Raw genomic sequence first — 21,191 nt, forward strand, 5'->3', positions numbered from 1 at the left:
GGTGGTCCTAGCGAGCGGGGTCGAGGACGAGCTTGCCGACGGTGCGGCGGGAACGGATGTCGTTGTGCGCCTTGGCGACCTCGGACAGCGGGTAGTCACCGCCGACGATCGCGGTGAGCTGCCCCTTCTCGGCGAGGGCGAACAGCTCGGCCAGCGGCTCGGCGATCATGCCCGGCGTGCCGAAGCAGTCGGCCAGCCAGAAACCAACGACGGACTTCGAGCCCCGCATGAGCGCGGCCGGGATGACCGGCGTGGCCGCCTCTCGCGAGGCCGACCCGTAGGTGACCAGCCTGCCGAAGCGACCGAGCGCGGCAAGGGAAGCGTCGAAGGTGGGACCGCCGACCATCTCCAGCACGATGTCCACGCGCTTGCCGCCGTTGGCCTCGACGAGGCGTTCCTTCAGCCCTTCGGGAGCGCCGTCCACCGCGACGTCCGCGCCGAGTTCGAGTGCCTTGGCGCGCTTGTCCTCCGTGGACGCGGTGGCGATGACGCGGCCCGCACCCCACTGCTTGGCCAGCTGCACCGCGAGGGAGCCGACGCCCCCGGCCGCGGCGTGCACGACGACGGTCTCACCCTCGGTCATCCGCGCGGAGGTCCGCAGCAGGTGCCACGCGGTAGTGCCCTGGAGGACCAGCGCCAGCGCGGCGCCGTCGCTGACGCCATCCGGCACGTCGAAGGCGGTCTGCTCGGCCGCGACGGCCCGCTCCGCGTAGCCGCCGCCGTTGAGCAGCGCGACGACGCGCCGCCCGTCCGCGGTGCGGCCGACCACCTCACCGCCCGGGACCAGCGGCAACGACGCCGGGGCCAGGTAGGAGTTCTCGACCTGGTGGGTGTCGGCGTAGTTGACGCCCGCCCGGTCCACCGCGATCAGCACCTGTCCCGGCCCGGCGACGGGCTCCGGCAGGTCGGTCAGGGTCAGCACCTCGGGACCGCCGAACTCGGTGATCTGCACTGCACGCATCTGAGTTGCCCCTCATTGTTCTGTACGGCGTACAGTACACCGTACAGTAGCGGCACCGACCGGGAGAAGTGATGTCCGACAAGCGCACCAGGGCCCCGCGCAACACCCTCAACCCGGAGCTGATCGTCACCACGGCACTGCGGCTGATGGCGGCCGACGGCGTCGAGGCGTTCAGCCTGCGCGCGCTCGCCAAGGAGCTGGGCGTCGGCCCCATGGCGCTCTACACGTACTTCCGCGGCAAGGACGAGCTGTTCGACGCCGTCCGCGACCACCTGCTCGGCACACGACGGCTCGCCACGGCGAAAGGCCCGTGGCAGCAACAGATCCGCTCCGTCGCGACGGGCCTGCGGGAGCTGCTGCTGGAGTACCCGTGCCTACTGCGCATTCTGGCCAGCCGACCGTTGAAGGGGCCAGAAACCGCCGCGGTGACGGAAACGCTCGTGCGCGCGCTGCGGGAAGCGGGCTTCAGCAAGGAGAACGCCGCGCGGGCGTACACGATGCTGTTCACCTTCGTGCTCGGCGCCGCGCTCTGGGAGTCGCAGATGAACGCGGAGAAGCAGGACCCGGAAGGACGGCGGCGGCTGCGCGCCACGATGGCCTCACTGTCCGAAGTGGACTATCCGACCGTGGTGGACCTGGCGGGCGAGCTGGCCGCGACCAGCGGCGGCGACGCCCAGTTCGAGTTCGGCCTCCGCGCCCTCGTCGCCGGACTGGAGCCCCTGCTCGACTAGTGGGCAAACTTGACGAGTCGTTGGGTTTTTGCAACAGTTCGTTCATGAGTCCGGTACGGCGCGGCAAGGAACTGCCCATCTACAACCGGCTGCCCGTCCTGCGCGCCGAGCGGGGGATGAGCCGCGCCGCGCTCGCGGAGGCCGTCGAGGTCAACCCGCAGACGATCGGCGCGCTGGAACGGGGCGACCACTACCCCAGCCTCGACCTGGCGTTCCGGATCTGCGCCGTGTTCGGCCTGCCCGTGGAGGCCGTCTTCGGCCGCGAACCGTTCACGCCCCTGTCCACCCAGCTCTACCGGGAGTAGTCATGTCCAGCCACACCCGCGCCCGCCGCCGCAACGTCGCACTGGTGGTCCTCATCGGCTTCGCCTGCATGATCGCCGGAGCCGCCCTGTTCCGTGACCCGACCCTGGTCGTCTCCGCCGTGCTGATGGCGGTGGGACTGCTACTGGGAGTCGGTGGCACGTTCGTCCTCCGCTCCCGCACGGGACGCGCCGCGGGCCACGGCGAAGACCTCGACGAGCGCGACACCGAGCTGCGCGACGCCGCGCACTACCGCAGCTACCAGGCGTTCGGCGCGCTGATGCTGGCCGACCTGGCATACGGCCTGGTGGTCGCAGGCCATCCCGAGGCGGGCTCGCTGACCGCGGCCATGACCGCGACGCTGTTCCTGCTCGGCACCGCCATGCCCGCACTGAACCTCGCGTGGACGCTGCCCGACGACGACCCGGAGGACTTCGCTACGACTCCTCCGCGAGCCGCTTGATCGCCGCGAGCCTGCGGTCCCACTCCGCCGCGACGTGGTCCATCCACCGCGCGGTCGTGCCCAGCGCCTCCGGGCGCACGGTGTAGAGCACCTCGCGACCGTGCCGCCGCCCCGCCACCAAGGCCGCTTTCTCCAGCACCGCAAGGTGTTTGACCACGGCCTGCCTGGTCACCGGGAGCTCGGCGGCGAGCACGGTCGCCGAGCACTCCCCCCGCGCGGCGATGAGGTCCAGCACCCGCCTGCGCATCGGATCGGCGAGCGCGGCCAGAACCTCGTCAACGGTCATGCCGCCTCCGCTGAGACAATCGCGTCGCCGGAAGTCACGCTTCCACGTACTCCTTCAACTCATCCAGCTCGGCCTGCCAGCCGCCGACGTTGTCCTTGTGCTTGGCGGCCCGGACCTCCGGCTCGAAGGCGAGAGCGTCGAACCCGGTCTCCACCAAGCGAAGCCGGGTACCCGCCTCCTCCGAGGCCAGGGTGTACTCAACCCGGGTGGAGTTGCCGTCGGTCACCTCGGCCCCCGACTCGGTGGTCCACCGGTAGACCAGCCGCGACGTCGGCTCGACCACGTCGATCACGGCGTTGAACCGGCCGTGCTCGGCCCAGCCGAAGACCATCCGGCCGCCGGGCCGCAGGTCGATCTCGGCGGAGTCGCCCAGCCACTTCATGATCTGGTCGGACTCGGTGATCGCGGCCCACACCCTGGCGACCGGCGCGTTGATCACAAGTTCCCGCTCGATGCGGTCAGTGCTGTTCATGGCGCACGTCCTCTCGTTTGGCGCAACCCAAGAGTTGCACATCCTCCCGCGAGGCGCAACCGGTGAGTTGCACAAGAACGAGAGCGGCGATGATCAGGTAGGCGTTGCCGACCAGGTGCTGCCACCACAGGAAGTGCCCCTGCGGCGACATCAGCCGGTGCGGCTCGGCGAAGAACACCGCCACCACCGCCAGCCACACCCAGTTCCGCGCGAGCACCAACCCGATCAGCGCGGGCACCACCCAGACCCAGTGCGTCGTCCACGACACCGGCGAGGCCAGCAGTCCCGCCACCGCGACCACCGTCAGCGCCAACAGGTCCTCGCCCCGCCGCCGCAGCCGGGCCGCGACGAACCACGCCACCGCGACGACCGCCACCACGCCCACCGCCCACAACGCGATGACGGCCGAGTCCGGCAGCCCGCTCCGCACGAGCAACCCGCGCAGCGACTGGTTGTCCCGCGACCAGGACGCGCCGATCCGATCGGTCTTGGCCAGGACACCGAACCAATAGGCCATGGAATCCTTGGGCGCCAAGAGAAATCCCAGCGCGGTGGCACCGAGGAAGCCCAGGACCACGGTGCCCGCGGGCCGCCACTGCCGCGCCACCACGAAGTACAGCCCGAACGCCGCCGGGGTCAGCTTGATCGCCGCCACCACGCCGATCAGCAACCCACGCGGCCAGGGCGTCTTCGTCAGCAGGCAGTCCGCGACGACGGCGACCATCAGCAGCACGTTGATCTGCCCGAGCCACAGCGTCGACCGCACCGGCTCCACCAGCACGCACAGCAGCGTGAAACCCAGTCCCAGCAACCAGTTCCGGCCGAGGTGGCGCACGACGAGCACGCAGGTCCCGGCCAGCGCGAGCACGGTCAGCAGCGTCAGCACCATCACCGCGCCGGTCATCGGCAGCAGCGCGAGCGGGGCGAAGAACACCGCGGCGATCGGCGGATACGTGAACGGCAGCCCGGTATCGCTGGGCAGGTAGGGGAATCCGTCGCCGTACAGCGGCAGTCCGTTGAGCCAGGCGTGCCCACCCGCGCGGTAGACCTGGAGGTCGATCAGCGTCGAGCCCCAGGTGAACAGCGCCGCTAGCACGACGGCCGCCGCGAGGGCAAGCAGGTTGTTCCGAGTGCGCACCACGAGTGCCTTCTTACAGCGGCCCGGCGCTAGCGTTTCCCTCGACCACTCTTTACGGGGGAGATCCAGCCATGCATGTGCTACTCGCGACCGCCGGTTCCAGGGGAGACGTCGCCCCGTACACGGGCCTCGGCGTGCGCTTAGCAGCGGAGGGACACAAGGTCACCATCGCCACGCACGAGCCCTTCGAGGAGTTCGTGCGCGCGTGCGGGCTCGGTTTCCGCGCGCTGCCCGGCGACCCGCGCCAGGCCATGGAGTCCGAGCAGGGCCAGCGTTGGTCGCAGGCCAAGTCCTCCGCAGTCGGCATGTTCAGGCAGCTGAAGGTGATGAAAAGCGAGATCCGCAGCGGCGCGCTCGCCCTCGCCGACGTCGTCGAGGAGGAGGGCCCGGACGTCCTGCTGGCGGCTCCGCTGGTCTCCTCGGTCAGTTTCGTGACCGGCAAGGGACTGCGCATCCCCAGCGCGGGGGTGTTCCTCGCCCCCGGCTACCCCACCCGCGAGTTCGCGCCCGTGCTGAGCAAGAGCGCCTCGTTCGGCCCGGCGGGCAACCTGCTCGCGGGACACGCGATCACGCGCATGGTCGCCATGGCCTTCGGCTCGGCCGCCGCCGTGGTGCGCGAGCGCTACGGGCTGCCGAAGGTCTCCCTCGGGCAGGCGCTGCGCCAGCAGAACGCCGAGAAGTGGCCGGTGTTCAACGGCTACAGCAGGCACGTGATCCCACGCCCGGCCGACTGGCGCGAAGGAATTGAGGTCTGCGGCTACTGGTGGCCGCACGTCGCGCCCGGCTACGAGCCGCCCGCCGAGCTGGTGGAGTTCCTCGACGCGGGCCCGCCGCCGGTGTTCATCGGCTTCGGCAGCATGGTGCCGGGCGACGGGGAACGGCTCGGGCGCCTCGCCGCGGCCGCGCTGAAGCAGGCCGGGGTGCGCGGGGTGATCCAGGCGGGCTGGGCCGAGCTGAACACGGTGGAGGACGAGAACCTGATCTCCATCGGCGACGTGCCGCACGAGTGGCTGTTCCCGAGGATGGCCGCGGTCGTGCACCACGCGGGCGCGGGCACCTCAGCGGCGGCGCTGCGGGCGGGCGCGCCCGCGGTCCCCGTCCCGGTGCTGGCCGACCAGCCGTTCTGGTCCGGCAGGCTGGCCAGGCTCGGCGTCGCCACCGCCCCGGTGCCGATGCAGTCGCTCACCGCTGACCGGCTCGGCGCCGCGATCCACGCCGCGGTGACCGAACCCGGGTACCGCGAGCGGGCCGAGGGGCTGGCCAAGCTGATCAACGCCGAGGACGGGGCGGCTCCGGTGGTGGAGTTCGTGAACGGGTTGTAGTGCCCGGTATGGCCGGGGTATCCGCTCGGTATTTAGCACGCGTTCAGCGTGGGGCGGCATCCTGGTGTCCGGGCAGGGGGGTGCCAGATGGAGTTCCGGGTCCTGGGGGATTTGGAGGTCAGGGGCGCGCGGGGCCGGATCCCGGTCAACGGGAAGCGGCAGCGCGCGCTCCTGGCCGTCCTGTTGTTGCGCGCCGGGCGCGTGGTCGGGGTGGAGGAGCTGGTCGCGTCGGCGTGGCCGGACCGCCCACCCGCCGCCGCGCGCAAGCAGGTGAAGATCGCGGTTTCCGCGCTGCGCAAGGCTTTCGGCGATCCCGGGGTGATCGTCACCCGCTCCCCCGGCTACCTCATCGAGCCGGAGGAGCACCGCCTGGACCTGCGCTGGTTCGAGGCGCTGGTCCGCGCGGGCCGGGCCGCGACGACCCCGGAGGACCGGGCGCGCTACCTGCGCGAGGCGCTGGAGGAGTTCCGCGGTCCGGTGCTCCCCGGGATCGGCCTGGACACCGAGGTCCTCGAACAACGGCGCGCCGAGGTCACCGAGGAGTACGCCGAACTGGAGCTGGAGCTCGGCCGCGGTGGCGACCTGGTCCCCGAGCTGTCCCGGTTGGCAGAGCGATACCCGCTGCGCGAACGGTTGCACGGCCTGCTCGTCACGGCCCTGCACCGTTCGGGACGGCAAACCGAGGCGCTGCGAGCACTCCAGGAAGCCCGCGCCGCGCTGGCTGAACCCGGCGCGTACCTGCTCCGGGTCGAGCAGCAGATCGCCCCGGCGCCCCTGGAGGTCCGTCCCGCCCAGCTGCCCGCTGACATCGGCGACCTCACCGGCCGGATCGCCGAGGCCGACCAGCTGTGCGCCACCCTGGAGGGCCCGCCTTCCGGTTACGCGCCACCGCTCGCCGTGCTCACCGGAGCGGCCGGGACCGGCAAGTCCGCGCTCGCCGTGCGCGTCGGCCACCGGCTGCGCACCGCCTTCCCTGACGGCCAGCTCTACGTGGACCTGCGCTCGGACAAGGACAATCCGGTGTCCACAATGGACGCGCTGGCCGGGTTCCTGCGCGCGTTCGGCTCTCCGGTGCCCGACGAGCTCGCCGAACGCGCCGCGCTCTACCGCAGCGTCCTCGCGGAGCGCCGCGTCCTGGTCGTGCTGGACAACGTCACCGACGAGGACCAGGTGGCCCCGCTGCTGCCGGGGGCGGGTGACTGCGCCGTGTTGGTCACCTCCCGCAGGCGGCTGACCGGTGTGGCGGGCGCGCACCGCGTCGAGCTGACCGGTTTGGGTTCGCGGGAATCGCTCGCGTTGCTCGGCGCGCTCGCGGGTGAGGGCCGGGTGGCCGCGGAACAGCTCGCGGCGCGGCGCATCGCGTTCCTGTGCGAGGGATTGCCGCTCGCCGTCCGCATCGTGGGAGCCAAGCTCGCCGATCATCCACAGTGGACGTTGCAGCGGATGGCCGACCGGTTGGCCGATGACGCGTACCGGCTGGCGGAGCTGCGGCACGGCGGCCTGGACCTGCGGGCGGCGCTGGAGGACAGCGTGCGCGCCCTGGGTTCGCAGGCGGGCCGGTTGTTCCGGCGACTGGGACTGCTGGGGTTCTCCGAGATCACTCCGGCGGTAGCTGGGGCGCTCGCCGGAGTGAGCTCGGAGAAGGCGGCTCGGCTACTGGAAAGCCTCGCCGCGTCTCGGGTGCTGCTCGCGGGCGGCGAGGACCGGTACCGGATGCCGGATCTGTTCCGGCTCCTCGCCAGGGAGCACTGCGCACCCGAGGGTGAGGGCAGGCCGGCCCAAGTCGGGCTGGGGGTCCTGACTTGAGCCGACCGCCCCGCAGGCCGGTGATCAGGGCGCACAGATCACCGGCGGGAATGAAGTTTTCGTGATTTCGATTTCGTGGGTGTGTTACCCGGAATCGATCGAGTGCAAAGCTAGCAGACGCCCGATGACGCCATTATCCGACTGTGACCTGCGTCACCGCATGCTTAACGCACATTTAGGGTCCTGCCCGGGAAAGTGAAGTCAAGCTGACAATCCTTCAGTATTCGGCCAACTCTGAACCGGGAAAAGATCCTGGTCCAGGGCGCGCGCCGACGTAAAATCTTCCTCAAGCAAACGAAGGGCACGGAGATTAAACGTGCGTCTCCACATAATTACTTACCAGTAAGGGTGCGCCACGGGACGTGGACGACCACCCGTTCCCGGAGCTGCTCGTTCATGAACCACAACTCGCCGGTAGCCGGCCAGTAGGACAGGTTCTGGTTGTTGACGGGCGCCTCGGTCAACTGCGAAATGGTCTGCCCGGCCATCCCGCCGTGGAGGCAACTGGGCAGGTCCACGGGCTTGCCCGCGTGCTGGGCACAGGTACCGGAGACCACGATGTAGCCGTTGTGCGCGACGGCGCCCTGCATAGCCCACACCGGCGAGCGGAATGCCTCGACCGCGCGCACCGAGCCATTCGGCTCAGCCCGAAGCAATCCGGTTCCGGGATCGAGCGGCCACCGCACCACCCGCCCGCCCCCGCCCTTGGCGACGTGCTCAGAAATGATCATGGAACTGGTTCCCCGGTCCAACGACAGGCTCGCCGAACAGGGCTTGTCCCCATTGATCCGGGTACAGCCGCCGCCCTCGTACCAGTAAGCACCGATCTGCGGCAGCGCCCAGGCGTGGTAACGCGCGGAGAAGCGCCCGTTGGCATTGCGCCCCACGTGCGCGGGCCCCGTGTCCATGGCCCAGAAGTGCCGAAGGTCGAACACCCGCAGAACGGTCCCCTGCACCAGGTAGAGGTAGTTCCCGTACCACGACAACCCGTCGCCGTGACTGGAGATCGCCTTGAAGTCGCCCGTCGCGTGCGGCTCCACCAGCAGCACGTGCCGGTAGGCCAGCGTCTTCTCGTCGAGGAAGGACACCCGGGTGAACGTGTCCCCCTCGGTGTGCCAGCTGGCCGCGATGATCCGCTTCCCCCCGACTGTCCCACCGGCCTGCGCGTCGCCCGATCCCGTTACGCCCTGCGGAATCCACGCGTTGGCGTCGTCGTCTTCCCCGTCCTGCCAGCAGAAGCCTTTGGGCCCCAGCCCCGGTTTGAGGTGCGTCCCGTGGCACAGCGCCCGCCCTTTGCGGTTCGCGCTGGCGAGAACGTCGTTGAGCCCCTTGGGTTTCAGCTGCGCGGCCCGTTCTAGTGCGTCCATGTTGGACTTGTACACCGCGAACGTCTGCCCTTGGACGTAGACGAACCGGCTCGCGTCGATGCGCGGGAACGGCACCGCCGCGCTCGCGGGCGCCGCGAGTCCGGCCATGGTGAGCACGAGGACGACAAGCAACCGGATCGCTCGCATAGCAGTGATTCTCCCACCCCTGGTCAGGCCGGTCATCCGCCATTGAGCGCAGCCTCGTTCAGCTGGCGAGGCGGTGGTCCAGCCGAATGTTCCTGCGCGGCGCGCGGTCCGTGTCCACCCACGCGGGCGGTATGAACACCGGGAGTCCCCGGTCGAAGCGGATCTCCCAGTCGCCTTGGTGCAGAACGTGGTGGTGGTGCGAGCAGAGCAGGACCATGTTGCTCAAGCTCGTCTCCCCGCCGTTGATCCAATGCACGACGTGATGCGCTTCCGTCCACGCCGGAGGCAGATCGCAGCCGGGGAACGCGCACCCCTTGTCCCGTACTGCCAAGGCTTTCCGCAGCCCCGGTGGCGCGGTGCGCTCGGTCCGCCCGAGGTGGAGGGGCACCCCGTTCCCGTCGAGGACGATCGGGGTGATCCTCGCGTCGCAGCCGATCTTGCGGATCAGCTGGGCGGTCATCGGCCCGCCCCAGTTCGCCCACCCCGTACCCATGCCGTCGCGGAACGCCTCGTAGGAGATCGTCACGATCACCTGCGCCCGTTCACCACCGCTGGACGGCAGCTTCCCGCACGCCATCGCCATCCGGACCATGTCGGTCAGCGCGTCGGCATATCGCTGTCCGGTCCTGCGCTCGTCCTTGACACCGTCGACCGTGCGCGGCTTGGCGAGAGCGTGCATCGCGGCGAGGAACGCCTCGGCCGCTTCCGGATCGAGAACGCCCCGGAGTCCGATCGACCCGTTGGGCTTGCGGAAGATCGTCAGATCGCGCTTCGCGATCGCCTCCTGCTCCTCCCGGAACACCCCGTCCGGATCCACCAGCGCGCGCAGGTGTCTCCCGGCCTTCTCCAACTCCTTGTGATTCAGGCTGCGAGCGTGCCCGGCCAACGCAGCTTCGGCTTCCGTGCGAACCTCGGCCGGGATGGCGCGGAGGGTGTCGGAGATGACGAACACGTGCTCCGCCTGAATCTCCCCTTCCTGCAACGCCTTCCGCGTCTCCGGCAGCGACGGCAGGTCGTGGACGAGGCGGGCTCTGTGCCGGGCCTCGTACGGCGAGAGCACCATCGCGTCCCGCAACAACACCGCCAACGTCCGGCACCCGTGCTTCAGGTGCAGGCTCCGCGTCTCCGCCTCGGCCGCGAGTTCGGCGGACGCGGCGGTGACCAATCGTTGGACCAGTTCCAGCTTCCGCAACGCGGGCAGGATGTCGTCTTCCGCGATCCGATAGCTGTCCTGCCGCGACAGCAGCTCCCGCAGATGATCTACAAACCCGTTGATCTCCATAGGTTCCCCTCCCCACACAACTGGATCAGAGGAAGGAAGAAGAGCCGAAGTACCAACGGGTGATTCCCCTGCGCCCCAACGGTTCCAGGGCGTAACAACCCCAGAAACTCAACCAGGGCATTCGAGCACCGTCCAAAGTGGACTAACATCAAGTCACAAAAACCCAGGCGCACCAACAAAAACAAGAACAAGAACGCAAGCCGCAGCTGGAACGGTCGACTTTACCTGGGGTGCGCGTGCCATACGCTCATCGCGAGGGCCGGGGTTCCATCCCGTGCCCCTGAAAGGCCCAAGGGCACGCGCAAGGGACCCCAGGTCAAGTCGACCCCCGCTGGTACCGGCGCAAGCTGGAAGCCCAGCGCAAACTAGCAGCCACGCACAAGATCAGCGCACTTCTCCCCGATCATCATCGTCGTGATGCACGGATTCACCGCGATGAGAAACGGCATCACGGACCCGTCAGCCACCCGCAGCCCCGAAACCCCCTTCACCCGCAGCTCCGGGTCCAACGGCGATCCCGCGTCCACCCCCATCCGCACGGTCGACGAAGGGTGGTACACCGTGTTGTGCGTCTTGCGGATGTAGTCCAGCAGCTCGTCATCCGACCGCACGTCCGGCCCGGGCGCCAGTTCCGTCCCGGCCCAGGGCGCCATCGGCTCCTGCGAAACGATCTCACGCGCCAGCCGAAGCCCGTGAGTCATCACGCGGATGTCGTGCTCGTGCGTGAAGTAGCGGGGATCGACCAGCGGGCGATCGCGATAATCGGTGCTCTGCAAGCGAACGGTGCCCAGCGACCGGCTGCGGGTCACGTTCGGAGTGAGGCAGAAGCCGTTCTCCGTCGTGGGATAGCCGTGCCGCGCGGTGTTGAGGTCGAAGGGCACGGAGCCGTAGTGGAACATCAGGTCGGGCCGATCGAGGCCGTCCTGAGTCGTGGTGAAGATGCCGATCTCCCACCACTGCGTGGATTCCGTGGGCATGGGGCGCTTGGCTTCCCACTGGATCACGCCCTCGGGATGGTCCTGGAAGTTCTCGCCGACGCCGGGTGAGTCGACAACGACATCGATGCCAAACGAGCGGAGGTGCTCGGCGGGGCCGATTCCGGAGAGCATCAACAGTTTCGGGCTCTCGATCGCGCCGCAGCTGACGATGACCTCGCGGCGCGCGGAAGCGGTCAACGTGTGCAGCAGGTCGGGCGCCAGGTACTCGACACCGGTGCAGCGGCCGGAGGAGATCACGAGCTTCTTGGCGCGGACCCCGGTGCGCACTTCGAGGTTGCGCCGCGTGCCCACGATCGGGTGCAGGTACGCTGCCGAGGCGGAGGAGCGGTTGTTGGCCGCGTCGGCGTTGATCTGGAACCAGTTCGCCCCGTTGGTCACCGTCGTGCCGGAGTTGAACTCGGCGCGCGGAATGCCCGCCGCCGAGCACGCCTCCAGCAGCGCGGCGCCGCACGGGTCGGCGGACTTGATGCCGCGGATCTGCACGGGACCGGAGCGACCGTGGTGCTCGCCCGGCCCGTCGTTGGTCTCCAAGCGTTGGTACAGCGGAAAAACTTCCGCCGCGCTCCACCCGGTGCAGCCGTTCGCCGCCCACTCGTCCAGGTCCTCGGCCGGAGCCCAGAACGCGATGCACGAGTTGTGCGATGAGCACCCGCCGAGCACCTTGGCCCGCGCGTGCCGCATGAACGAGTTGCCGTTGTCCTGCTCCTGCACCGGGTAGTCCCAGTCGTAGCCGGACTCCAGCAGTGCCATCCAGCGGTCCAGCCGCAGGATCGCGTCATCGTCCACATCGGACGGTCCGGCCTCCAGGAGGCAGACCGTGACGTCCGGGTCCTCCGAGAGCCGCGCCGCCAGCACCGATCCCGCGGTGCCACCGCCGACGATGACGTAGTCGAACTCGCTCACGACGGCTCCTCCGCTGCTGTGTACGCGTTCTCCGGGCGCACACCGGTCTTGTGCCGCAACGCGAACCAGTAGTAGGCGAAGCCGAGCACGGCCACGCCGCCGACGAACAGGAACGCGCCCCACCGCAGGTACCAGTGGAACGGCTCGGTCGGGTTGTAGATGGCCTGGCGGGGCAGCAGCAGGTTGACCGTCATCCCGGCGCCCCACAAGATCGCCAGGACGTTGACCGGGATTCCCCAGCGCCCCAACGAGAAGCCCGCGGGTTGCCACCGGCCGCGGATGCGCGCGACCAGCATCGGCACGGTCACCATCAGGTACGCGATGTAGATCATGATGATCGCGATGCTGGTGATCACCGCGAAGATCTGCGGCTGGCCGACGTTGACCACCAGGACGCCGACCGCGAGCAGGCCGGTGATCACCGCGGGGGCGACCGGGGTGCCGAAGCGCGGGCTCACCCTGGCCAGCAGCCCGGCGGCGGGCAGGTTGTTGTCCCTGGCCATGGCGAAGGCCATCCGGATGCTCGCGGTCTGCACGGCGAGCACGCACACGGTGATCGCGACGACCACCGCCCACAGGAAGATCGTGCCGAGCGTCGAACCGAGCACGTCGAGCAGGATGAACTGCAACCCGGTCGTCGTCAGCTCGGGCGCGTTGATGTCCTTGGCCGCCATCAACGCGAACAGCAGGATCAACCCGCCGAGCACGAACGAGGCGATCAGCGCGCGCAGGATCGCCTTCGGCGCGTTCTTGCGCGGGTTGAGCGACTCCTCCCCCAGGGACGCCGCGGTGTCGTAGCCGTACATGACGTACGCGGAGGCCAGCGACGCGGTCAGGAACGCGCCGAGGTACCCGAGCGGTTGCCCGGCGCCCGCGCCCTGGGTCTCGGTGACCACCTCCGGGCCCCGGGTGATGTTGGCCGCCAGCACGATGATCAGCAGCACGGCGGCGATCAGCTCGATGAGCACGCCCGCGCTGTTGATCCGCGCCATCAGCTTCACCCCGAAGGCGTTGACCAGGGTGGTGAACAGGATCAGCAGCGCGCCGAGCAGCACCGCGTTGGTGGCGGCGTCGGTCGGGTTGCTCCCGGAGCCGACGAGCTGGAACGCCGAGGAGATCTGCGGCAGCGTCTGCTGGTAGGCCAGCGCGACCGCGGCGATGGTGGTGATCGAGGCGATCAGCATCATCCACCCGGCCAGCCACGCCACGTGCGGGTTGCTCAGCCGTTTCGTCCAGTTGTAGACCGAACCCGCGACCGGGTAGGTGCCCGCCAGCTCCGCGAAGCACAGCGCCACCATCAGCTGGCCGACGAAGACCATCGGCCACGACCACCAGTACGCCGGGCCGCCGTGCGCCATGCCCAGGTAGAACAGCTGGAACGTGCCGGTGAGGATGGAGATGTAGCTGATCCCCGCCGCGAAGGTGTGGAAGATGCCCAGTGTGCGTTTGAGCTCCTGCTTGTAGCCGAACTGCGCGAGCCCCGTGTCCTCTGCCTGTGCCATGTGGTCCCTCCCGGTCAGGGTCAGTTCCCGGCGAACCAGTTCTGCGGTTCCGGGCGGAGGTTCTGCCAGATGTGCTTGGTCTCCCGGTACTCGTCGAGCCCGCTGGGGCCCAGTTCCCTGCCGACACCGGAACGCTTGAAACCGCCCCATTCCGCCTGTGGCACATAGGGGTGGTAGTCGTTGATCCACACGGTCCCGTGCCGCAGCCGCGCCGCGACCCGTTGGGCCCGGCCCGCGTCGCTGGTCCACACCGCCCCGGCGAGGCCGTAGTCAGTGTCGTTGCCGATCCGCACCGCGTCGTCCTCGTCGGTGAACCGCTCGACGGTCAGCACCGGACCGAAGGACTCATCCCGCAGCGCCGACATGCCGGATCGGCATTCGTCCAGAATCGTTGGCGGGTAATAGAAACCCGGCCCTTCCGGCACGACTCCGCCGCAGCGCAGCACGGCGCCCTCCGCGATGCCGTTGGCCACATAGGCTTCGACCTTGGCGCGGTGCGCCTCAGAGATCAGCGGACCCGTCTCGGCCTTCTCGTCGAACGGACCGCCGAGCCGGATCGTCGAGGCCCGGCGGACCAGTTCGTCCACGAAGCGGTCGTGCAGCTCGTCCTGGACGATCAGCCGCGCGCCCGCGGAGCAGACCTGGCCGGAGTGCAGGAAGATCGCGGTCAGCGCGTAGTCGACGGCCGTCTCGAAGTCCGCGTCGGCGAAGACGATGTTGGGGTTCTTCCCGCCCAGCTCCAGCGCGACCTTCTTCACCGTCGCCGCAGCGGCGGCCATGATCCGCTGTCCGGTCGCCAGGCCGCCGGTGAACGACACTAGGTCGACGTCGGGATGCTCGGACAGCGGCGCGCCCGCCTCGGGTCCCGCTCCCAGCACCAGGTTCGCCACCCCGGGTGGCAGCCCCGCCTCCTCCAGCAGGCGCATCAGCAGGATCGCGGTCGAGGGCGTCAGCTCACTGGGCTTGAGCACGAACGTGCAGCCCGCCGCGAGCGCGGGCGCGACCTTCCACGAGGTCTGCAACAGCGGGTAGTTCCACGGCGTGATGAGCCCGCACACCCCGATGGGCTCGTGCACGACCCGGCTCAGCACATCGGGGTTGCCCGCGTCGACCACGCGCCCCGACTCCGCCCCGACCCGCGTCGCGAAGTAGCGGAAGCAGGCGGTGACGTCGTCGATGTCGTACTCGCTCTCCACCAGGCGTTTGCCGGTGTCCAGCGATTCCGCGCGGGCGAGCTCCGCCTTGTCGCGCTGGAGCAGGTCCGCGACCTTCAGCAGCAGCGCGGCGCGCTCGGACGCGGGCGTCCGCGGCCAGGGCCCGGTGTCGAAAGCCGTTCTGGCCGCGGCGATCGCGGCCTCGGTGTCCGCGCGCGTCGCTTCGTCCACAGTGGACACGACGGCGTGGTCGGCCGGGCACCGGATCTCGCGCCGCCCACCGGCGCGGGCCGACTCCCACCTGCCGCCGATGTACAGCTCAGGCATCGGAGGTCCCTTCTTCCGAGTGATCCGACCCTAACCCACCGATCGACCCCCCGCCCCGGCCGAACGAAGCCTCCCGCCCCGCCCCTCAACCGCCGGGGTTACGTACCCAATGTGGTTTTGGTTACGTCTGACGAAACAAATGTCACATTGGGTACATAAGCGCGGCGGGGGTGAGGGGTACTTGAAGACCGGCGAACGTGACGACTATCGGTTGTCAGCCGTCCGTTCGACCACCCACTTGTGGAACTCCCCGATGTGGTGCTCGCTCGGCACCAGCACGCCGCCGGAGCGGTAGGCACGCGAGTCCATCGCGGGCTGGCACCGCTCGCACGCGTCGAAGTCCTGCTGGTTCACCCGGTGGAACAGTTCGACCGAGCGCGAGACGTCGCGACCCGAACGCACGACCTCCGGCGAGTACAGCCAGTCGCACTCCACCACCGTGCGGTCGGTCGCGAGCGGGAACATCCGGTGGACGATGATGTGGTCGGGCACCATGTTCACGAACACCTGCGGCTTGATGGTGATCGCGTAGTACCGGCGGTCCTGTTCGTCGGCGATCCCGGGAAGCCGCCCGAAACCCTCGCTCCCGTCGACGGTGAACCCCTTGGCCTCCTCGGCGAACTCAGCGCCGTGGCCGACGTAGTACTGCGCGGCGTAGCCGTCTGCGAACTCCGGCAGCACCTCGGTCAGTTCGGGGTGGATCGTCGCGCAGTGGTAGCACTCCATGAAGTTCTCGACGATCAGCTTCCAGTTCGCCCTGACGTCGTAGGTGATCCGCTTCCCCAAGGTCAGGTCGGCGACCTGGTAGCGGTCAAGGGATTCCTCGTCGCCGAGCCGGTCGACGACCTCGCGCAGCACGGTGTCCTCGAACGACGGCGGTTCCTCGGCCAGGCACACCCACACGTAGCCGAGCCATTCCCGCAGGTGCGCGCCGACCAGGCCGTAGGCCGTGCGGTCGATGTCGGGCATCTTCGTCAGGTTCGGCGCCGCGATCAGCTTGCCGTCCAGGTCGTAGGTCCACGCGTGGTACGGACATTGGAAGTTGCGCCGCACCTCGCCGGTCTCCTGGACGCAGAGCTTCGCGCCGCGGTGGCGGCAGATGTTGAGGAACGCGCGCAGTCCGCCGGAGCGGTTGCGGGTGATGATCACGCTCTCTCGTCCTATTTGGACAGTCCGGAAAGCGCCGGGCTTGGCCAGTTCGTCGACCCTGATCGCGCAGAACCACATCCGCTCGAAGATGCGCTCCTGCTCGCGGCGGAAGGTCTCGGGGTCGGTGTAGTCGCGGCCGGGCAGGGTGGGGATCAGCGAAGAGGTCACGTGAAACTCCTGCGAGGGTCGAACAGCGCGATCGGGTGCTCGGTGCGGCCGGTCAGGGCGAGGTCGGCCAGGATCTCGCCGACGACGGGCACGAACTTGAAGCCGTGCCCGGAGAACCCGCAGGCGACGGTGACCCGCTCGTGCCCGGGGTGGCGGGCGATCACGAAGTGCTCGTCGGGCGTGGTGGTGTACATGCACGTGGCAGCGCGGAGAAACCGGCCGGGCAGGTTGGGGATGCACGCGGCCATGTGCCCGGCCATCGCGTCGATCTCCTCCTGGTGCACCGTGCGGTCGATCGTCTCCGGCGTGCACAGAACGCCCTTGCGGAAGAACGCCACCTTCGCACCACCGGACGGCCCGTCGTGCGCCGGGAAGCCGTAGACCTGCACTCCGGCGGCGTCTTCCCAGATGTAGATGGGGTGGTGGCCGAAGTCGAACTGCTCGACGCCGCCCGCGGGCTCGAACCAGTACTGGATCTGGCGTTCGATGGCGAACGGCACGCCGAGGTCGGCCAGCAGCTCCGGCGCCCACGCCCCGGGGCAGATCACCAGCTCCCCCGCCTCGTACGACCCCTTCGCGGTGATCACTCGAACACCGTCCGAAGTGGACTCGAAGCGCAGCATCGGCTCTTCGAAGCGGATGTCGGCCTGCGCGGCGGCGAGCTGGAGGTGCGCCCTGACCGTCTCCTCAGGACGGACGAAGCCCGCTCTCCGCTCGTACAAAGCGACTTCGCCCGGCAGCGGGTTCAACGTCGGGAACCGCTTGCGAAGCTCCGCCGCGTCCAGCATCTCGTGCGGGAGATCCCATTCCTGCGCCGAAAGCAGGCTTCCCGCAACGGTTTTGCTCGACGGTGGGCCCACCATCACGCCACCGGTCATCGACAGGACGTCGCGGCCGGTGTCGCGTTCGAGCTTCTCCCACAGCTCGTACGCGCGCAGCAGCAGCGGCACGTAGGCCGGGTCCTCGAAGTAGGACTGCCGGATGATCCGCGAGCCGCCGTGGCTGGAACCGTTGCTGTGCGCGGGGCCGAACTTCTCCAGGCCGAGCACCCGCGCTCCCCTGTTCGCCAGGTGGTGCGCGGCGGCGCTGCCCATGCCGCCCAGCCCGGCGACGATGACGTCGTACATCATTCCTCCGACGAGTCAGCGACGGATGCGGGACATCTCCGGGTCGAACAACGGTTCAGCCGTGACGGTCGCCGGGTACCGGCTGCCGAAGTAACCGATCTCCACCCGCGTGCCGGGTTCGGCGAGCGAAGCGGGCAGCCACGCGTACGCGATCGGCTGGTCGATGGTGTAGCCGTAGGCGGCGCTGGTCACGTAGCCCACGACATTCCCGTGGCTGTACACGGGTTCCTTGCCCAGGACCACGTGTTTGCGGTCGTCCAGGGTCAGGCACGTCAACCGCTGCTTCGGTTCGTCGAGCAGCGCCTCCTTGCCCAGGAAGTCGCCGACGTCCATCCGCACCGCGAAGCCGAGCCCGGCCTCGTACGGATCGTGCTCCGGCGTCATGTCCGTTCCCCAGGCACGATAACCCTTTTCGAGCCGCAAGCTGTTGAAGGCACTGCGTCCGGCCGCGATCACGCCGTGTTCCTGACCGGCTTCCCACAGCACGTCCCACAGGCGCTGCCCGAGGTCCGCCGTTGTGTAGAGCTCCCAGCCCAGTTCGCCCACATAGGACAGTCGCATCGCGGTCACCGGGACGTTCGCGAGGTACGCGTGCTTCGCCTTGAAGTAGCCGAATCCCTTGTGCGAGAAGTCGGACGTGGTCAGCGGCTGGACGAGGTCCCGGGCCAGCGGGCCCCACACGCCGATGCAGCACGTCCCGGCCGTGATGTCCCGGATCTGCACCGAGCCGTCCGGAGGCAGGTGCCGGGTCAGCCAGTCGAGGTCCAGGTTTCCGTTGGCGCCCACCTGGAACCGGTCCTTGGCGAGCCGTGCCACGGTGAGGTCGCTGCGCACTCCGCCGGTGTGGTCCAGCAGCAATGTGTAGGTGACCGCGCCCGGCTTCTTCGCGAGGTTGTTGGTGGCCATCCGCTGGAGGAAGTCCAACGCGCCCGGACCCGCGACTTCGAGGCGCTTCAAGGAAGTCATGTCGTACAGGGCGACCTTCTCCCTGGTGTGCTTCGCCTCCGCGGCGGCGATCGGCGACCAGTACCGCGCCGACCACGCGTCCCGCTCGGGCACGTCCACCGCCTCGGCGAGGTGCGCGTTCGAACCGAACCAGTGCGGGCGCTCCCACCCCGACGCTTCCAGGAAGACCGCGCCCAGTTCGCGCTGCCGCTGGTAGAACGGGCTCACCCGCAAAGGCCTCGGGGAGTACATGGGCTGCAACGGGTGCAGGATGTCGTAGACCTCGACGAAGTTCTGGCACCCGCGCTCGGCGATGTAGTCCGGCGCGAGCTGGACCTCCTCGAAGCGGTGCACGTCGCACTCGTGAAGGTCCACTGTGGACACTCCGTCGACGATCCACTCCGCCACCGCCTTCGCCACCCCGGCGGAGTGCGTGACCCACACGGCCTCGGCCAGCCAGAAGCCCTTGACCTCGCGGGCCTCGCCGAGCAGCGGGAATCCGTCCGGGGTGAACGAGAAGATCCCGTTGAACCCCTCCTCCACCTTCGCGTCGCCGAGCGCGGGCAGCAGGCTCCGGCAGTCCTGCCAGGGCCCAGCGAAGTCGGCCTCGGTGAACTCCAGCATCGAGGGCATCGGGCCGTCGTCGCTCAGCTCGTCGAGGTCGACCGGCATGGGGCGGTGCGCGTACGAGCCGATGCCAAGGCGGTCGTGGTGCTCGCGGAAGTACAGGTCGCGGTCCTGGTGCCGCAGGATCGGCCTGCCCGCCTCCCGCGAATCGTCCAGTTCGGACAGTCGAGTCGTGCGAACGTATTGGTGAGCAAGAGGAATCAGCGGCACGGTCATCCCGACCATCGCGCCGATGCGCTGGCCCCAGAAACCCGCCGCCGACACCACGATGTCCGCGGTGAACGTGTCGTGCTCCGTGCGCACGCCGACGACCCGACCGTTCTCCTGGAGGATCTCGACGACCGGCTGGTTGCCGTGGAACACCGCTCCTCGCGCGATGGCCCGCAGTGCTTGGGCTTCTCCCGCCCGCACGGCCTTCGCCAACCCGTCGTCCGGTGTGTGGAAGCCGCCGAGCACCGAGTCCTTGTCCAGCAAGGGCCACAGCTTCAAGCACTCCTGCGGCGTGAGCAGTTCGCCACGCACACCCCATGCGCTGGCGAACCCGTGCCGCCTTTCCAGTTCGGCCAAGCGCTCCGGCGTCGTGGCGATCTCCAGGCCGCCGACCTGGTTGAAGGCGCCATCCAGCCCGCAGAACTTCCGCACGGTGTAGGCGGCGAAGGTCGTCATGGTCTTGGACGGGTTGGTCTGGAACACCAGGCCGGGCGCGTGCGAGCTGGAGCCGCCCGTCGCGAACAGCGGCCCCTGGTCCAGCACGGTCACGTCGGTCCACCCGCGCTCGGTCAGCTCGTCGGCGAGCGAGCACCCGACGATCCCGGCGCCGATGACGATCACCTTGGCGGGCATCAGAAAACCACCACCGAACGCAGGACGCCGCCGGAGTGCATCCGCTCGAACGCCTGCTCCACCTCCTCCAGCGGGATCGTCTCGGTGACGAACCCGTCGAGGTCGAGCTTCCCGGCCAGGTAGAGGTCGATCAGCACCGGGAAGTCCCTGCTGGGCAGGCAGTCCCCGTACCAGCTGGACTTGAGCGCGCCGCCGCGGGAGAACAGGTCGATCAGCGGCAGCTCGATCTTCAGCTCCGGTGTCGGGACGCCGACCTGGACGACCGTGCCCGCGTGGTCGCGCATGTAGAACGCCTGCCGGTAGGTCTCGGCGATGCCGACCGCCTCGATCACCACGTCCGCGCCGTGCCCACCGGTCAGCTCGCGGACGGCCTCGACCGGGTCGGCCTCGCGCGAGTTGATCGTGTGCGTCGCCCCGAAACCCAGTGCGGCGTCGAGCTTCGCCTCGTCGATGTCCACCGCGGCGATCAGCCGCGCCCCGGCCACCGCGGCCCCGGCGATGGCGGCATTGCCGACGCCACCGCAGCCGATCACCGCGACCGCGTCGCCCCTGCCCACCGCGCCGGTGTTGACCGCGGCGCCGAACCCGGCCATCACCCCGCAGCCGATCAGCCCGGCCGCCTCCGGCCGCGCGGCCGGGTCCACCTTGACGCACTGTCCACTGTGGACGAGCGTCTTCTCGGCGAACGCGCCGATGCCCAGGGCCGGGCTCAGCGGGGTGCCGTCGGTCAGCGTCATCGGCTGCGCCGCGTTGCGGCTGTCGAAGCAGTACCAGGGCCTGCCGCGGCGGCAGGACCGGCAGCCGCCGCACGGCGCGCGCCAGGCGATCACCACGTAGTCACCCGGCTCCAGGTCGGTGACGTCGGGGCCGACCGACTCCACCAGCCCGGCCGCCTCGTGCCCGAGCAGGAACGGGAACTCGTCGTTGATCCCGCCCTCCCGGTAGTGCAGGTCGGTGTGGCAGACCCCGCAGGCCAGCACCCGCACCACCGCCTCGCCGGGACCCGGATCGGGAACGACGACCGTCTCGACCTCGACCGGCGCGTTGCGCTTGCGCGCCACGACGGCGCGAACCTCCTGCGGCACTGGGCTCTCTCCGTTCCGTGCGGGATTTTCCGGTTTGAAGCACGTGCGAAGCGGGCATCGCGCGCACGCGCGCGCGATTGGACTA

General features: G+C 69.2%; 18 protein-coding genes. 5 read left to right on the forward strand and 13 right to left on the reverse strand.

Annotated elements, in window-relative coordinates; all coding sequences use genetic code 11:
• Positions 1-7: 7 nt before the first annotated feature.
• Positions 8-961 (reverse strand): quinone oxidoreductase family protein, encoded by a 954-nt coding sequence (locus NLX83_RS19625; protein ID WP_254236528.1) that lies wholly within the window; start codon positions 959-961, stop codon positions 8-10.
• Positions 962-1,032: 71 nt separating this feature from the next.
• Between NLX83_RS19625 and NLX83_RS19630 the strand changes: the two genes are divergently transcribed.
• Genes NLX83_RS19630 through NLX83_RS19640 form a run of 3 tightly spaced genes read left to right on the forward strand, consistent with a single transcriptional unit; the run spans position 1,033 to position 2,458 of the window.
• Positions 1,033-1,692, forward strand: a complete 660-nt coding sequence (locus NLX83_RS19630; protein ID WP_254236529.1) for a TetR/AcrR family transcriptional regulator — start codon at positions 1,033-1,035, stop codon at positions 1,690-1,692.
• 44 nt (positions 1,693-1,736) lie between these two features.
• Positions 1,737-1,997: a helix-turn-helix transcriptional regulator gene (locus NLX83_RS19635; RefSeq protein ID WP_254236530.1), complete on the forward strand. Its 261-nt coding sequence runs from the start codon at positions 1,737-1,739 to the stop codon at positions 1,995-1,997.
• Positions 1,998-1,999: 2 nt separating this feature from the next.
• The gene (locus tag NLX83_RS19640) at positions 2,000-2,458 is read left to right on the forward strand and encodes a hypothetical protein (protein WP_254236531.1); all 459 of its coding nucleotides are present in this window, start codon (positions 2,000-2,002) and stop codon (positions 2,456-2,458) included.
• Here NLX83_RS19640 and NLX83_RS19645 read toward each other — a convergent pair.
• The 3 genes from NLX83_RS19645 to NLX83_RS19655 are packed head-to-tail and all read right to left on the reverse strand — an operon-like array spanning position 2,433 to position 4,357.
• A complete protein-coding gene (locus NLX83_RS19645; protein WP_254236532.1) occupies positions 2,433-2,744 on the reverse strand; it encodes an ArsR/SmtB family transcription factor in 312 nt (103 codons plus the stop codon). The two genes, NLX83_RS19640 and NLX83_RS19645, sit on opposite strands and share 26 nt — an antisense overlap.
• 34 nt (positions 2,745-2,778) lie before the next feature.
• Positions 2,779-3,216 carry an SRPBCC family protein gene (locus tag NLX83_RS19650; protein WP_254236533.1) on the reverse strand — a complete coding sequence of 146 codons (438 nt, stop codon included), beginning with the start codon at positions 3,214-3,216 and terminating at the stop codon, positions 2,779-2,781.
• Positions 3,203-4,357, reverse strand: coding sequence for a glycosyltransferase 87 family protein (locus NLX83_RS19655; protein WP_254236534.1), 1,155 nt, complete (start codon positions 4,355-4,357; stop codon positions 3,203-3,205). Before NLX83_RS19655 ends, NLX83_RS19650 begins: the two co-directional genes overlap by 14 nt.
• 68 nt (positions 4,358-4,425) lie before the next feature.
• Here NLX83_RS19655 and NLX83_RS19660 point away from each other — a divergent pair, with 68 nt between their 5' ends.
• Both NLX83_RS19660 and NLX83_RS19665 read left to right on the forward strand, forming a co-directional pair.
• Positions 4,426-5,676, forward strand: coding sequence for a glycosyltransferase (locus tag NLX83_RS19660; RefSeq protein WP_254236535.1), 1,251 nt, complete (start codon positions 4,426-4,428; stop codon positions 5,674-5,676).
• Positions 5,677-5,763: 87 nt separating this feature from the next.
• Positions 5,764-7,482, forward strand: coding sequence for an AfsR/SARP family transcriptional regulator (locus tag NLX83_RS19665; protein WP_254236536.1), 1,719 nt, complete (start codon positions 5,764-5,766; stop codon positions 7,480-7,482).
• A gap of 332 nt (positions 7,483-7,814) precedes the next feature.
• On the opposite strand, the gene NLX83_RS19670 is transcribed toward NLX83_RS19665, so the two are convergent.
• The 9 genes from NLX83_RS19670 to NLX83_RS19710 form a co-directional block, all read right to left on the reverse strand.
• The gene (locus NLX83_RS19670) at positions 7,815-8,996 is read right to left on the reverse strand and encodes a hypothetical protein (RefSeq protein WP_254236537.1); all 1,182 of its coding nucleotides are present in this window, start codon (positions 8,994-8,996) and stop codon (positions 7,815-7,817) included.
• A 58-nt stretch (positions 8,997-9,054) separates the two neighbouring features.
• Positions 9,055-10,278: an HNH endonuclease signature motif containing protein gene (locus NLX83_RS19675; RefSeq protein WP_254236538.1), complete on the reverse strand. Its 1,224-nt coding sequence runs from the start codon at positions 10,276-10,278 to the stop codon at positions 9,055-9,057.
• Between the two features lie 365 nt (positions 10,279-10,643).
• The gene (locus tag NLX83_RS19680; protein ID WP_254236539.1) at positions 10,644-12,179 is read right to left on the reverse strand and encodes a GMC family oxidoreductase; all 1,536 of its coding nucleotides are present in this window, start codon (positions 12,177-12,179) and stop codon (positions 10,644-10,646) included.
• On the reverse strand, positions 12,176-13,681 hold the full coding sequence (locus NLX83_RS19685) for an APC family permease (protein ID WP_254236540.1): 1,506 nt from the start codon (positions 13,679-13,681) through the stop codon (positions 12,176-12,178). Before NLX83_RS19685 ends, NLX83_RS19680 begins: the two co-directional genes overlap by 4 nt.
• A 20-nt stretch (positions 13,682-13,701) precedes the next feature.
• A complete protein-coding gene (locus NLX83_RS19690) occupies positions 13,702-15,162 on the reverse strand; it encodes an aldehyde dehydrogenase family protein (RefSeq protein WP_254236541.1) in 1,461 nt (486 codons plus the stop codon).
• Positions 15,163-15,366: 204 nt separating this feature from the next.
• Positions 15,367-16,479 carry an aromatic ring-hydroxylating oxygenase subunit alpha gene (locus NLX83_RS19695; protein ID WP_254236542.1) on the reverse strand — a complete coding sequence of 371 codons (1,113 nt, stop codon included), beginning with the start codon at positions 16,477-16,479 and terminating at the stop codon, positions 15,367-15,369.
• Complete coding sequence (gene solA, locus NLX83_RS19700; RefSeq protein ID WP_254236543.1) at positions 16,476-17,606, reverse strand: N-methyl-L-tryptophan oxidase; 1,131 nt, start codon at positions 17,604-17,606, stop codon at positions 16,476-16,478. The genes NLX83_RS19695 and solA overlap by 4 nt, the downstream gene beginning before the upstream one ends.
• A gap of 15 nt (positions 17,607-17,621) precedes the next feature.
• Positions 17,622-20,021 carry a GcvT family protein gene (locus NLX83_RS19705; protein ID WP_254236544.1) on the reverse strand — a complete coding sequence of 800 codons (2,400 nt, stop codon included), beginning with the start codon at positions 20,019-20,021 and terminating at the stop codon, positions 17,622-17,624.
• Positions 20,021-21,106: an S-(hydroxymethyl)mycothiol dehydrogenase gene (locus NLX83_RS19710; protein ID WP_254236545.1), complete on the reverse strand. Its 1,086-nt coding sequence runs from the start codon at positions 21,104-21,106 to the stop codon at positions 20,021-20,023. Before NLX83_RS19710 ends, NLX83_RS19705 begins: the two co-directional genes overlap by 1 nt.
• Between the last annotated feature and the right edge of the window lie 85 nt (positions 21,107-21,191).

This window comes from Allokutzneria sp. A3M-2-11 16, assembly GCF_024213555.1.
Taxonomy (GTDB): Bacteria; Actinomycetota; Actinomycetes; order Mycobacteriales; family Pseudonocardiaceae; genus Allokutzneria.